Raw genomic sequence first — 13,438 nt, 5'->3', positions numbered from 1 at the left:
GTGTTTCTTTTCGTGAGACCTACTTTTCTGCACTTTCAATAGCCTTTCTAGAGGAAAACTATGGAAAGAAATGCAGTTCTTCGCGTATTCTCAAGAAATGTCGCCTGTGAGCTGGAATCGCGAAGTCGCGTCGCCGTCGTCGTCCCCTACGTCCCCCGAACTGGACGTCATCAGCCTTGGCCGCCGCGTGCGCCACTTGCGCAAGCAGGCCGGCCTGACGCTGGACGACTTGAGTGCCGCCGTCGGGACCGCGCCCAGCCAGTTGAGCCTGATCGAAAACGGCAAGCGCGAGCCCAAACTCGGGCTGCTGCAGTCGCTGGCAAGCTCGCTTAACGTGAGCATCGACCAGCTGCTCGGTGCCGAGCCGCCGAGCCGCCGAGCGGCCTTGGAGATCGAGCTGGAACGGTACCAGCGCGGACCGCTCTACGAGTCCCTGAACCTGCCCAAAATCCGCATCAGCTCGCGGCTTCCGCTGGATGTGCTGGAGTCGCAGGTGGGGCTGCTTCAGGAGCTCGAACGCAAACTTAACGAGCAGGTCGCGACGCCGGAAGAAGCCCGCCGCGCGAACGGCGAGTTGCGTGCCATGATGCGTGAGCGCGGTAACTATTTCCCCGAGTATGAGGCCGAGGCGCAGAAAGTCCTTAAAGGGGTCGGCTACACCACCGGACCACTGAGCCAGCACGTCATTGCGGACATCGCCGAGAACCTCGGATTCACCCTCCACCACGTGGGTGATTTGCCGCATTCCACGCGCTCCGTGACGGATTTGAAGAACCGCAGAATTTATCTAACGCAGAACCAGCGGCAGGATCACGACCCGCGTTCGGTACTCCTGCAGGCGCTTGGCCACTACGTCCTGGGGCACGAGACTCCCCGCAACTACGGGGATTTCCTGGCCCAGCGCGTGGCCACCAACTATTTCGCTGCTGCGCTGCTCCTGCCGGAGCATGCCACCGTTGAGTTCCTCCAAAAGGCCAAGGCCGCCAAGGAAATCGCCGTGGAGGACATCCGCGACGCCTTCGCTGTGTCCTATGAGACCGCTGCCCACCGCTTCACCAACCTGGCCACCAAGCACCTCGGCATCACCACACACTTTCAGAAGACCCACCAGAGCGGCATCATCTACAAGGCCTACGAGAACGACGGCGTGACGTTCCCACAGGACCACACGGGCGCCATCGAAGGTCAGCCGTCGTGCAAGGCCTGGACGTCGCGGGCAGTGTTCGACGTGCCGGACAAGTTCAGCGCATACAGCCAATACACGGACACGCCTTCGGGTACCTACTGGTGCACGGCCCGCACCGAGCGCTCGGCCAGCGGCGAATTCTCGCTGAGCATCGGCGTGCCGTACCAGCATGTGAAATGGTTCCGCGGGCGCGAGACGACTGCCCGGGCAACCTCAACTTGCCCCGATCCGAACTGCTGCAAGCGGCCACCGGCGTCCCTGGCCAACGAGTGGGCCGGAAACGCCTGGCCGTCCGCCCGTGCCCACTCACACTTGCTGGCTGCCATGCCGCCCGGCGCGTTCCCTGGCGTGGACGAGACCGAGGTGTACAGCTTCCTGGCGGCGCACTCGGCGCGCTAACCTGATGCTCGCTCACTTCCCACCTGCTTTTCCGTGATGCTCGCTCACTTCCTGACCGCTTTTCCGTGATGCTCGCTCACATTCCGGCCACATTCGGCAATCCCTCTCTCAGATCGCGTGAGTTCCGAAGGCAAAGCGTGCAGCATCTGAGGAGAACACTAAATGGGGGGATCAGCATGTATCGAGTTCGGAAGGTGGTCGCGGTAGTAGCGGCAGCCATGTTGGCGAGCGGTTCGGCGACAATCAGTGCCTGCGCGCCGCAACCAGCCGACGTCGGGCTCTTAAAGGCCGACGGCGTTACGCGGGTTTCGGTCCAAGCGGCGGATTACCCTGCCCAACGTGAGGCGCTGAATGCCTCTGCGCGCAAGCTCGGCGCGACACTGCTCGCGGACGGAGGGGATGCCGCGAACGGGAACGTTGTTTCGTCGCCCGCCAGCCTGTTGTTCGCGCTCGGCATGCTGCGAGCCGGAGCATCCGGTGAAACGGCCGCTGAGATGGATTCAGTCCTGGCGTTGCCCATCGAGGGTCGCGACGAAGCCATGAACGCCGTACTCGCGGCGCTGGAAAAGTATGACGGCGACCCCGGAAGCGTGGACGAGGACGACCCGCCACGCAAACCCGTCATGCACGCAGCCAACGGACTGTTCGTCGACAAGGGCATCCCCACCGGAAAGGACTTTCTGGCCACGCTCGCAAAGCACTATGGCACGGGTGTGTACCCGGTGTCCTTCCAGGATGAGGCGGCGACCAAACCTGCCATCGACCAATGGGTAAGCATGAACACGGGCGGGAGGATCAAGGAAGCACCCGCAAAGTACGATCCCGATAACACCTTCAGTCTGCTCAACGCGCTCTACTTCGCCGCGGCTTGGCAGACGCCCTTCGATGCCAACGACACGTCGGATCAGCCCTTCCGCAAGGCCGGCGGGGAAGTCGTCTCCGTTCCTACTATGCACGGAGGCCTCAGCATGGCGTACGCCGAAGGCGTCGGATGGAAAGCTGTGGACTTGCCTTACGCCGAAGGTTTCGTCATGCGGCTGGTACTGCCCGACGGCGGTACTCCGGGTTCCGAAAGTCCGGCTGCGGTTTCGCCGGAGGTGCTTTCGGACGCGGCAGCACGGTTGGGACGCGCGGCGCAGGACATGGTCCAGATCAGCCTGCCTAAGTGGGACCACAAGACCACGTTCGACCTGCGAAGGGTCTTCGAAACGCTCGGACTCAAGGAGACCCTCGCCACGGACACCGATTTCGATGTAATCCAACAGGGCATGAAACTGACGCAGGCGGCGCAAGCAGCCAACGTTACCGTTGCTGAAAAGGGAACCATCGCATCCGCGGTGACCCAGGTCAACGCCAAAGACTCCGCAGCCATGATTCCGGATCGTGAAATCGTCCTTGACCACCCGTTCCACTACCAGATTGTGCACGTTGAAACCGGCATGCCGTTGTTCACGGGTTGGGTTGCTGATCCACGCTGAGGGACGGGAAGTGAGAGAGCAACCGCCGGAACGAGCTGGGAAGTGAGAGAGCGATGGGGGAAATGGGCCCGGATGTGAGAGAGCGTTGAGCTAGCGAACCAGCCGTCCCACCAGCACTGCCGCAGCCTCAACGACGTCGTCTGCCTCCCGTTTGGACGAACTCAAGGCGACCTCGTTCCCGGCCAGAGTGACGATGTCCGTGATGACCGCGACCGTGAGCTTTCCCAGAGTGTCATCGCTGGCTCCCAGCAGCACGGAATTTTGCCGAACCCACTCGCGTCCACGTTCGCGCCGCAGTACCTCGAACCCAGGGGGAGTATCACCTTCGATGAAGACCCGCTCCAGGTCCCGGTGTTTCCAGGTGTAGTCGAAGTAGCTGCGGCTGCCCACGTTGAACAGGGCCAGCGGATCGTTCTCGCCTGACTTCCTGGCCTTTGCTACAGCCGCGGCGACGAGCCTTTCATGTTCGTTTTGATAATCGTCCCAGAGTGCCAGGAAGAGTTCGGTCTTGCCCCCGAAGTGGTGATACAGGCTGCCGACGCTTGACCCGGAACGGGCCACGACATCCGAAATGCTGGCGTCGGTGAAGCCGTGCTCGCAGAAAACGTCCCTCGCCGCATCCAGGAGGTTTCGTCGGGTGGCGGCTGTCCGGGTCCATTGCCACGAGCCGGCATGGACTGCCGCGTTGGATGTTTTCCGAACCAAGGATGCTCCCTTCGCCGCGACATGAAGTTTTGCCGGAGTGTCGTCGGGCTTCTTTCTGGAATCGTACCTTCACCAATCTGAAACTTTAAGCAACCAAACCCCTTGACCGTCAATCAACTAAAGGAAACAATCTTAGAAGCTCGTTCTAGAAATATGTGTTGCGGTATGTATCCGAATGCTGCGATTTTTGACGTCAAACGCCTCGAAACCCGGGTGCCGTTTTTACCGTCGCGCTGCAACTGGTTGAATCGCTATGAGAGAGCGCCAACTGGTCGCACGCCAAACAAGCCAGAGAGGAACGCGGCCTGATGTCCGTTTCAAGCAAGTCGTCCGGGATCACGTCGAACAGGTGGTTCAAGCCGGTCGTCGTTACCGCCATAGCGTTGGTGGTGGCGCTGGTCCTGGTGCTCATCGCGCAGTGGCTGCGGACGCTGCAACCCGTCCAACAGTTCCTGGTGGATTACCCTGGACACTCAGCGATCCCCGAAGGCACGCCCACAGGTTTCCCTGCCTGGCTCGGCTGGCAGCACTTCCTCAACATGTTCTTCCTGGTCCTGATCATCCGATCCGGCTGGCAGGTCCGCACCACCACGCGACCCGCCGCGAACTGGACCCGGAACAACAAAGGCTTCATCAAGACCAAGAACCCGCCCACAAAGATCAGCCTGGATCTCTGGTTCCATCTCACGCTGGACGCCTTGTGGGTGTTGAACGGCATCATTTTCATCGTCCTGCTCTTCGCGACCGGCCAATGGCTGCGGATCATCCCCACCAACTGGGACGTCTTCCCCAACGCTCTGTCCGCCGCCTTGCAGTACGCGTCGCTTAATTGGCCGGTTGAGAACGGCTGGAACAACTACAACAGCCTGCAGCTGCTGACGTACTTTGTCACCGTCTTCATCGCCGCGCCGCTGGCAATCATCACCGGCCTTCGGATGTCCGGTGCGTGGCCGAAAAAGGCAGCGATCAACAAGTTCTACCCCATCGAGCTCGCCCGCCAGATCCACTTCCCGGTGATGATCTACTTTGTGGCGTTCGTGATCGTCCACGTCACCCTGGTCCTGGCCACCGGTGCGCTGAACAACCTGAACCACATGTACGCCTCGAACAACGACTACAGCTGGTGGGGCTTCGGCATTTTCGCGGCCTCAATCGTCTTTACTGCGGCCGCCTGGTTCCTGGCCCGCCCGCTGTTCCTGCGTCCGATAGCCTCGCTCATGGGCAAGGTCTCGCGCTAGCGGGATCCGCCCTGCCACAGGGCGTCGAACGGAGCACCTGACGCCACGCGGTTCGCAATACCAGCGGTAACGAACGCCTTCGCGGTGCGGGCAGCTTCCAGCGGCGTGGCACCCTTGGCCAGTTCAGCCGTCACCGCCGCAGCCAGGGAGCAGCCGGCACCGGACACGGCCACGTCGCCAACCTTCGGAGCGCGGAGGATTTCCAGCGTTTCGCCGTCGTAGTAAACGTCGACGGCGTCCGGGCCTTCCAGCCGCACCCCACCTTTGGCGAGGACTGCTGCGCCGCTGATCTCGTGGATGCGAATGGCAGCGTCCTTCAGGCTGTCCTCATCGGTGATCTGAAGTCCGGACAGTGATTCGGCCTCGAAATGGTTGGGTGTCACGAACGTCGCCAGAGGCAGGATCTGCGCTTTCAAGGCTTGGTCGGTATCCAAGGCGTGGCCAGGCTCCTGTCCTTTGCAGATCAGGACCGGGTCAAGGACCACGTTCGCGAAAGCGCCATCGGCCAACGCCCGCTCAACAGTGCCGATGGTTGCCGGGCTCCCGAGCATGCCGATCTTCACCGTATCCAGAACCGAAGGTGCGCCCGAAGCGGGACCGTAGGCCGCCGTCGTCGCTTCCAATTGGTCCGCAATGACTTGCTAGTCAACCGGCACAAAACGGTGGTTCCAATTGTCTTGGGGATCAAAGGAAACAATGCACGTGAGGTTCGCGATACCGAACACTCCCAGTTCCTGGAAGGTCTTGAGGTCGGCCTGCGCGCCGGCACCGCCGGTCGCTTCGGAGCCGGCGATGGTCAGTGCAATGGCAGGTGCAACGGCTGAAGTCATGTCTTACATCTTGCCATTTGCGCGGTGGTGCCCCGATTTTTGGGGCACGGCGGCAGCGCGCGCGTTAGCCGTGAAGTGTCCGATAGGCGGTTTCGGCCGCCGGGTGAAGGGGCACGCCCGCGGTGTTGATGAGCGTCTCAGGGCTGAGGAATTGCACTCCGGTGCTCGTCTTCGGGACCAGCTCCTGAGCCCGTTGCACCAGCAGTTTCACGGACTCAGAAACCAGGTGGTCGGCCAGGTCGCTGCGGCACAGGAGCAGGTTGGCCACACCCACGGTCCACGTTGCAGAGGCGTCCCCGTAGCTCTTGGCGGGGATCAGGACACGGTCGTAGAACACTCCGTACTGTTCGCGCATGGCCTTGATGTGTTCGGATAGGTCCATCAGGCGGAGTCCGATTTCATTGGCCGTGGATGCGATGGCGGCGGTTGGCACGCCGCCGGACCAGAAGAGGGCATCGATGGAGCCATCGCGCAACGCTGCCAAGCCTTGGTTCAGCCCGAGATTCACCTGCTTGAGACCCATTCCCGCCGGTGCTGCGGAGATGATGCGCGGCACGGTCAGTGATGTTCCCGAGCCCACCTCGCCAACACCGGCCGTCTTCCCGGCCAGATCGGCGAAGGAGCGGAGACCGCTGTCCGCGCGCACGATGCAATGAACATAGTTTTGATACACCTTTCCGAGCGCCACAAGATTCCCGCCAGGCTGCAGGGTGGCTGCAGCCTGGGCAGCTGCGTCGGCAAGCGCGACGGCGAACGTCGCCTCGCCGGACAACACGCGCCGGATGTTCTCCAGGCTTCCGCCAGTGGTCAGCGGCACGGCGGTTTCGGCTACACCCTCGCGTTGGAGCAACTCCGCGAACAAGGTTGCGAACTCCAGGTAAAAGCCACCTGGTTCACCCCCGGCGACCGTTAGCTTTTGCGGCTTCTCGTCAGGGGTGCAGGAGGTGGAAACCGGCAGCAGTACGCCAGCCAAACCGATCGACAGCCCGGCTCTAAGAACTGCCCTTCTTGGCATGATCCTGCTAGTCATCCCGGCCTCCGGGCGCTTGCTGAAATTCAAGGCGGGCCGTCAGCCCGTGCGGTTCTCTTCCCTCAAGCACAAGCTCACCGTCGTTCGCATGCGCCAAACGGTCCACGATCGTCATGCCCAAGCCGTTCCCGGCGATCTTGCTGTGCTGCGGCGCCCGCCAAAACCGCGTTGTGGAGGCGGTGCGCTGCTCGGCGGAAAGCCCGGGACCGTCGTCGGAAATCTCGACGGCGGCCCCTCCTTCTGTCTGGTTCGTTGCCACCGTGATCCGGGCGCCAGGGGCGTACTTGATGGCGTTGGCCAGAAGCTCACCCACCATGTGCGCCAATTCGTCCGGGTTGCAGGCGAGGTGGAGCGGTTGCTCCGGCTGCATCAGCATGATGGTCGAACCAGCGCGTTCAGCAGCAGGCATCGCCCGCTCCACCTCGCCCTGCAGGACAGGGAAGGGGTCGATGACCGTGTGGTGTTTGTGCCCGGTTGCGCCATCTGCGCGGGCAGATCCCTCGAAAGCGCGGTGCTCAGCCGTAGCCAGCTTCAGCACGCCGTCGAGAATTGCCTCCACACGCTCAAGCTCAGCAACCACGCCGGCCGCGGCGGCTTTCTCGGGCGCCGACTTCAGGGCCAATTGCAGCAGATCGATCCGGAGCCGCAACGCACCCACCGGGTTCCGTAGTTCGTGCGATGTGTCGGCGATCAGTTGGCGCTGCGAATCGATGCTCTCCGTGACGGTGTTGGCCATTGCGGTGAACGAACGACTCAGCTCCCGCAGCTCGGGCGGACCGGCGTCGGGAAGGTGGCTCGTCTTGCCCGTCGTCTCAAGTTCGTGGACGGCGTTGCTCAGGCGATGGACCGGCCGCAGAACCCAGGCGGTGACGCGGGCCGCCGCCAGGAGCAGGAGCGCCCCGAGCGCCACTGCGGCAAGCCCGACGACGAGCCACCGCTCCCGCAATTTCTGCCGGGCCGCCTCGGGATTGACTTCAAGGACGACCTCCCCAAGCACCTGGCTGGCTGTACCGAAGGACCTCGAGATGACTTCCGTCCCGGATCCGAAGGGCCTGAGCGGGCTGAGCGTGGTGTCGCTGAGATTCAAGCTCGCCCGGTTCAATGCCTCACGGACTTCGGCCCGGTCCTCACTAAGGCCGCCTGAGCGCACTGTCTGCGGCTGCAGGCGGATCAGGATCCCTTCACCGTAGAGCTCGGAATAGCGGTCCATTTCGCGTTGCAGCTGGGTGGTGTCATTGTCCACAGACGCATCATTGGCAAGCTGGGCGAAGCGGTTCAATGACGTGACGCGGTTGATCTGGAGTTCCTGTGTGAGCTCCCTGCCGGCCGACGTCAGGATCACGCTGGACACGGTGACCACAATGAGCACTGCGATCACGCTCAGGATGGCCAGGACGCGGAGTTTCATCCCTGCTCCACGCGGTATCCCACGCCGCGGACGTTGATGATGAAACCGGGCAGCTGGAGTTTGGACCGGAGGCCGGTGAGGTGGACGTCGAGGGACCTCGAGTTGGCTACGAAGGCATCACCCCAGAGGGCATCGAGGATCTGTTCCCTTGTCACCACTGATCCTGCATTCCTTGCCAGGAGGCTGAGAAGTTCGAACTCTGTTGCGGTCAGGGAGAGTTCCCTTTCGCCAACAGATGCGATCCTGCGGTCCAGGTCCACCCTGACGTCTCCCACCTGGATGCTGTGGGGTGCCGCAGGCCCGGCACGGTGGGTCCGGCGCGTCACAGCTTCGATCCTTGCCAGCAATTCCACAAGCTTCACAGGCTTGACCAGATAGTCATCGGCACCGGAACGAAGACCCAGGACCACGCTTCGTTCGTCGTCGCGCGCAGTGAGGATCAGAATGGGGACCTGCGTGACCTGTCGCAGCTTCCGTAGCACTTCCAGACCGTCCAAGTCCGGCAAACCGAGATCGAGCAGGATCACTTCGTGATGCCGATGCCCCAGGAACGCGTCCTCGCCACGGGACACCCTTGTGGCTTTGTGGCCGGCGGATGCAACGGCAGCGCTCAAGGCGGACGCCATGGCGTCGTCATCCTCGACGATGAGCACGTGCACGGTCTGATCCTTATGGGCTGGTGGGCTGGTTCGCTACTAGAGCTTAACGTTGTGAGGCCCGCTCCGCGCCCTTCGGAGTGACCAAAGAGCGCAGAACGGGCCTCACAACCCAGCTGATTCAGGCGCGGGCGAGATCCTTCTTGTCCTCGTCGGCATCCCGCGAGCCAAGGTCCTTCGCGGCGAACGCGCTTCCCTGCTCGGTATCCAGGTGCGTGGCCTTCTTGTTCTTCAGCGCGAAGATGTACACCAGCAGCGAGATGAAGATCGCTGCAGTTACGTAGGTGAAGAACATGTCCACCTGCCCGGATTTCTGCAGGGCGGCACCAATCAGCGGAACCGTGCCACCGAACAGCGAGTTTGCGATCGCATATCCCAGGCCAACGCCCAGGGCACGGATCGAGGCGGGGAACAGCTCAGCCTTCACCAGTGCGTTGATCGAGGTGTAGCCGCCAACCATGAGCAGGCCGCCGAGCATCAGGAGAAACGCAACGAACGGATCCTTGGTTCCGGACAATGTGGAGAGCAGCGGCCAAGTGAACAGCACACCGGTGACGCCGAACCAGATCAGCAACGGTTTGCGGCCGATCTTGTCGGAAATCAGGCCATAAACCGGCTGGAGCAGCATGAAGATGAACAAAGCCCAGAAGTTGATGACGGACGTATCGGTCTTTGCGATGCCGGACGTATCGTTCATGAACTTCAGGATGAAGTTGGTGTACGTGTAGAACGCCACCGTGCCACCGAGCGTGATGCCAATGCAGATGAGCAGCGGCTTCCAGTGCTTGGTGAACAGGAGCTTCATGGTGCCCGGCTGTGCCTCGCCCTCAACCTTGACGTGCGCGGCGCGGAGCTGATCGGCGGAAAGGGTTTCTTCCATGGACCGGCGAAGCCAGAGGACAACCAACGCAGCCACGCCACCGATCGCGAAAGGAATCCGCCAGCCCCACGCGGTCAGGTCTTCTTTGTTCATGGTGTTCTGCAGGATTACCAACACCAGCAACGCCAGCATCTGCCCGCCGATGAGCGTCACGTACTGGAAGCTGGAGAAGAAGCCGCGGCGCTTGGCAGTCGCGGCCTCGGACATGTAAGTGGCGCTGGTGCCGTATTCGCCGCCCACCGAGAAACCCTGCACAACACGGATGAGCACCAGCAGGATCAGTGCCCAGAGCCCAATCACGTCCTGCGTCGGGAGGATTGCGATGGCGAACGATCCGGCCGACATCATGGTGACGCTGAGGGTCAGCGCAGCCTTGCGGCCCTTCCGGTCTGCATAGCGGCCGAAGAACCAGCTGCCGATCGGACGCATGAGGAACGACGTCGAGAAGACAGCCATCGCCTCAAGACCGGCCTGCAGATCGTCCGAGGAGTTGAAGAAGTGCGACTGGAAATAGGCCGCGAAAACCGTGTAGACGTAGAGATCAAACCACTCCACGAGGTTGCCCGCGGAGCCTTTAAGAATGTTGCTCACGGCCTTGCGTGTCTGTGCGGCCTCGCTGAGGGGCGCAGTTTGTTGGGTGCTCATCAATGAACCTTCCTGGACGGCCTGCGACAGCAGCCGTGTCTTGCATGAGTTCGTTCTGTCCATGAAGCTCGTGCTCATGGCGTCCTTGCGCATGGCTCTTCGTCGACTAAGAAAGGTCCTCCATGGGTGAAGAGGACATATTCCAAACTATTGGTGATGCACGGCACAACCAACGCCGGAACGGATTTCCTAACACTTCCTTAGGTTTTCAAAAGGCCTGGACGCACGACGGCGGTACCCGGCTGCCGCCCTCGTGGGAGCCTTGTGTGCGACCCACCCACACAAGCCGGGTGCTCTCTCCCATCGTGCGGGCTTTTGGCGATCGTTCCCTCACGTCCGGGCGGGTTTTGGCGGTTCTTCTCTCACATCCTGCGGGTTTTTGGCGGTTCTTCTCTCACATCCGGACGGGTTTTGGCGGTCGTTCTCTCAGATCCTGTCCCTAGTTGCGGACAAGAATGGGCCACGGGATTACTGTTCAGGCATGGGTACTTGGACCGCACTAAGGAGCGTGTTCGGCAACCTGCCCCTTCCTCCGGGACAGGTGACCGGTTTGATTGTCGACGTGGTCCTGAAGCGACGGTTCCCCTGGCCACTGCCAGGATCTGAAGCACTTCAAAAGATTGCGGGTTCTGGCCTGCTGGTGATCGGTGGAGGGCTGAATGCCTGGGCTTTGGCTGAGCGGGCCCGCCGTTCGGCGAGCCGCTTCGAGTTGGAGCGGCCGCAGGAATTGGTGACCAGCGGGCCATACGCACTAACCCGTCATCCAATGTATGTGGGGTGGTGGCTCATCCACTTGGGTGGGGGGATCCTCGCCGGTTCATCCTGGGTGCTCATGACTTTGCCGGCTGGAATCCTCGTGGAACACAAGGGCGTGCTCCGCGAAGAAGGCGAACTGTCGGAATATTTCCGTGAGTACGCCGAATACGCGATCAAGACTCCTCGCTACCTCGGATTCCGGCGTCAAAACCCGGTGAACCGCTGACACCACCGTGTGATGTGACCGAGCGTTCCCCGGAAAGGGGGATTAGCTGAGTGAGGATCGGTGGAAGCGGGTCAGGATGTGAGTGAGGATCGGTGGAAGCGGGTCAGGATGTGAGTGAGGATCGGTGGGGTGGGACAATAAGACCGGTGTTGGGCCGGCGGCCCCACCAACCACAGTGCTAATACAGCCGGGTGCCTGAATCAACAGCGCCCGCGCGAACCACTACGAAATGGATGACCCATGCCCTCGCCTTCCGGCTCCAGCACCTTGAGCAAGCCTGCACCCCGCTTCGCCTCGATCGGCTCCCCGTACTTTGGCATCATGCTCGCCATCATGGCCGTGGTGCTGATCCTGTCCAATATAGGCGCATCCAAGGGCGTCGTGCTTGGTCCGATCATCACTGATGGCGGATTCTTCCTGTTCCCGCTGGCCTACATCCTGGGCGACGTCATGAGCGAGGTCTACGGCTTCAAAGTGGCCCGCAAGGCCATCATTACCTCGTTCGCCCTCTCCGTCTTCGCCTCGCTCTGCTACTGGGTGATCATCGTGCTTCCCGGTTTCACGGACGAGTATGGAACCGCCAAGCAGGCCGCTATCGAAGGCGCACTGGGACCGGTCCCCCAGATCGTGCTCGCTTCTCTTCTGGCCTTCCTCGCCGGCCAGACCATCAACTCCTGGATCCTGGTAAAGATGAAGGAGCGCACGGGCGAGAAGACCCTGTGGGCCCGGCTCATGGGCTCCTCCGTGGTGGGCGAGTTCGTGGATACGCTGATCTTTTGCAGCATCGCGGCCTCGGTCATTGGCATCACGGACTTTGGAATGTTCGCGAATTACGTCCTGGTGGGCTTCGTGTACAAGACCGCCGTCGAGTTCCTCTTTGTCCCGATCACAGTCCTGGTAGTTGGCTACATCAAGAAGCGCGAGCCCAGCTACGGGGTAGCCGCAGCCTAGCCTCGGGCCGAGATCGCCGGAACCGTGTGAGTTCGCCGGAAGTTTCGGTATTTATCAAGCTGTTTGTGACAGCTGGGTGGGTTTTTTGTGGTTGATTCCCGCAATGGGTGGTATTCCTGGCGCGGTGGGTCTGCGGCGGTATCTGTGTGGGTTGCGGGCGTAGCAGGCATCGAGGGTTTGTTGTCGTTGCCTGCGCGCCTGCTCGATCAGCCCGTGGTGGACGGTGTTGGGGGTGTAGAAGTTCAAGCCGCTGTGCCTGTGATGGGCGTTGTAAGCGGCGAAGAACTGGTCCATGTAGTCCCGGGCGTCTTGTAGGTCCCGGAACCGTTGCGGGAATCCAAGGTCGTATTTGACTGTTTTGAAGAGCGCTTCGGAGTATGGGTTGTCGTTCGAGACCCGGGGTCTGGAGTAGGACAAAGTAATACCAAGCGCCCGGGCCAGGTCCACGGTGGTCCCGGCCCGCATGGGAGCTCCGTTGTCGGCGTGCAGAACCAGGGGCCGCTGGTGAGTCATGTCCACGGCTTCACGTATGAACGTGGAGGCAAGGGCTGCGGTTTCGTGGTGTTCGACGCGGTGGGCGATGACTTTGCGGGAGAAGGCATCGATGATCGCGTAGAGCTTGTAGGTGTGTTTGCCTGGGCCGCGGAGCATGGTGATATCCCAGCTCCAGAGCTGGTTCGGGCCTGTGGCTTCCACGACGGGTTTGATCCGCTTAGGTCCGGTGCTTGCGCTTTGGACACGCCGGTCTCCATTCTGGCCACGCGCGGCAACGAGACGGTGCGCTGTTGCGATGGAGAAGGAGCAGTGTCCGGTATCGAGCATCCGGTAGTAGGCCTGGGTGACCGAGAGATGGCCGTAGTCCTCGGAGTTCAGGGCGGTCATGAACTCTTCAGCTTCGGCTGGGGTAATCCGGTTTGGATATGCCCGGTCGGTGTGGGCGATCGTGATGCCGGCCGATGCCGGCGGGCTCAGATACCGGTACCACGTGGTGCGGTGAAGCCCAACAATGGCGCACGCCTTCACAGCTGACCAGCCAGCAGCGACCAGATT

11 protein-coding genes and 1 pseudogene are annotated in these 13,438 nt (G+C 61.6%); 5 read left to right on the top strand and 7 right to left on the bottom strand.

Annotation, left to right across the window (positions count from 1 at the left end; translation table 11 throughout):
* Positions 1 to 70: 70 nt before the first annotated feature.
* Complete coding sequence (locus AC6I97_RS20945; protein WP_497946653.1) at positions 71 to 1,585, top strand: helix-turn-helix domain-containing protein; 1,515 nt, start codon at positions 71 to 73, stop codon at positions 1,583 to 1,585.
* A gap of 176 nt (positions 1,586 to 1,761) precedes the next feature.
* A complete protein-coding gene (locus AC6I97_RS20940; protein WP_309931114.1) occupies positions 1,762 to 3,063 on the top strand; it encodes a serpin family protein in 1,302 nt (433 codons plus the stop codon).
* A gap of 90 nt (positions 3,064 to 3,153) precedes the next feature.
* On the opposite strand, the gene AC6I97_RS20935 is transcribed toward AC6I97_RS20940, so the two are convergent.
* Entirely contained in the window at positions 3,154 to 3,768 is a 615-nt protein-coding gene (locus AC6I97_RS20935) for a TetR/AcrR family transcriptional regulator (RefSeq protein WP_497946652.1), read from the bottom strand.
* Between the two features lie 308 nt (positions 3,769 to 4,076).
* On the opposite strand from AC6I97_RS20935, the gene AC6I97_RS20930 reads away from it, so the two are divergent.
* A complete protein-coding gene (locus AC6I97_RS20930) occupies positions 4,077 to 5,006 on the top strand; it encodes a cytochrome b/b6 domain-containing protein (RefSeq protein ID WP_224094258.1) in 930 nt (309 codons plus the stop codon).
* On the opposite strand, the pseudogene AC6I97_RS20925 reads toward AC6I97_RS20930, so the two are convergent.
* From AC6I97_RS20925 to AC6I97_RS20905, 5 genes and pseudogenes are all read right to left on the bottom strand, one after another.
* Positions 5,003 to 5,836 (bottom strand): annotated as a pseudogene (locus AC6I97_RS20925) (hydroxymethylpyrimidine/phosphomethylpyrimidine kinase). The gene AC6I97_RS20930 and the pseudogene AC6I97_RS20925 sit on opposite strands and share 4 nt — an antisense overlap.
* 64 nt (positions 5,837 to 5,900) lie before the next feature.
* Positions 5,901 to 6,866, bottom strand: coding sequence for a TAXI family TRAP transporter solute-binding subunit (locus AC6I97_RS20920; protein WP_497946650.1), 966 nt, complete (start codon positions 6,864 to 6,866; stop codon positions 5,901 to 5,903).
* Positions 6,859 to 8,274, bottom strand: coding sequence for a sensor histidine kinase (locus AC6I97_RS20915; RefSeq protein ID WP_497946648.1), 1,416 nt, complete (start codon positions 8,272 to 8,274; stop codon positions 6,859 to 6,861). Before AC6I97_RS20915 ends, AC6I97_RS20920 begins: the two co-directional genes overlap by 8 nt.
* Positions 8,271 to 8,933, bottom strand: coding sequence for a response regulator transcription factor (locus tag AC6I97_RS20910; protein ID WP_497946647.1), 663 nt, complete (start codon positions 8,931 to 8,933; stop codon positions 8,271 to 8,273). Before AC6I97_RS20910 ends, AC6I97_RS20915 begins: the two co-directional genes overlap by 4 nt.
* Before the next feature lie 118 nt (positions 8,934 to 9,051).
* Positions 9,052 to 10,455: an MFS transporter gene (locus AC6I97_RS20905; protein ID WP_497946645.1), complete on the bottom strand. Its 1,404-nt coding sequence runs from the start codon at positions 10,453 to 10,455 to the stop codon at positions 9,052 to 9,054.
* A 481-nt stretch (positions 10,456 to 10,936) separates the two neighbouring features.
* Between AC6I97_RS20905 and AC6I97_RS20900 the strand changes: the two genes are divergently transcribed.
* Positions 10,937 to 11,437 (top strand): methyltransferase family protein, encoded by a 501-nt coding sequence (locus AC6I97_RS20900; RefSeq protein WP_497946644.1) that lies wholly within the window; start codon positions 10,937 to 10,939, stop codon positions 11,435 to 11,437.
* Positions 11,438 to 11,677: 240 nt separating this feature from the next.
* On the top strand, positions 11,678 to 12,388 hold the full coding sequence (locus AC6I97_RS20895; protein ID WP_224094270.1) for a queuosine precursor transporter: 711 nt from the start codon (positions 11,678 to 11,680) through the stop codon (positions 12,386 to 12,388).
* 54 nt (positions 12,389 to 12,442) lie between these two features.
* Here AC6I97_RS20895 and AC6I97_RS20890 read toward each other — a convergent pair whose 3' ends face one another.
* Positions 12,443 to 13,435 carry an IS3 family transposase gene (locus AC6I97_RS20890; protein ID WP_497947255.1) on the bottom strand — a complete coding sequence of 331 codons (993 nt, stop codon included), beginning with the start codon at positions 13,433 to 13,435 and terminating at the stop codon, positions 12,443 to 12,445.
* Positions 13,436 to 13,438 lie beyond the last annotated feature (3 nt).

The sequence above is a fragment of the Arthrobacter sp. TmtSoilC48 genome (genome assembly GCF_059739425.1).
The sequence above is the reverse complement of the archived record's forward strand: the minus strand, read 5'-3'. Positions and strand labels throughout refer to the sequence as shown.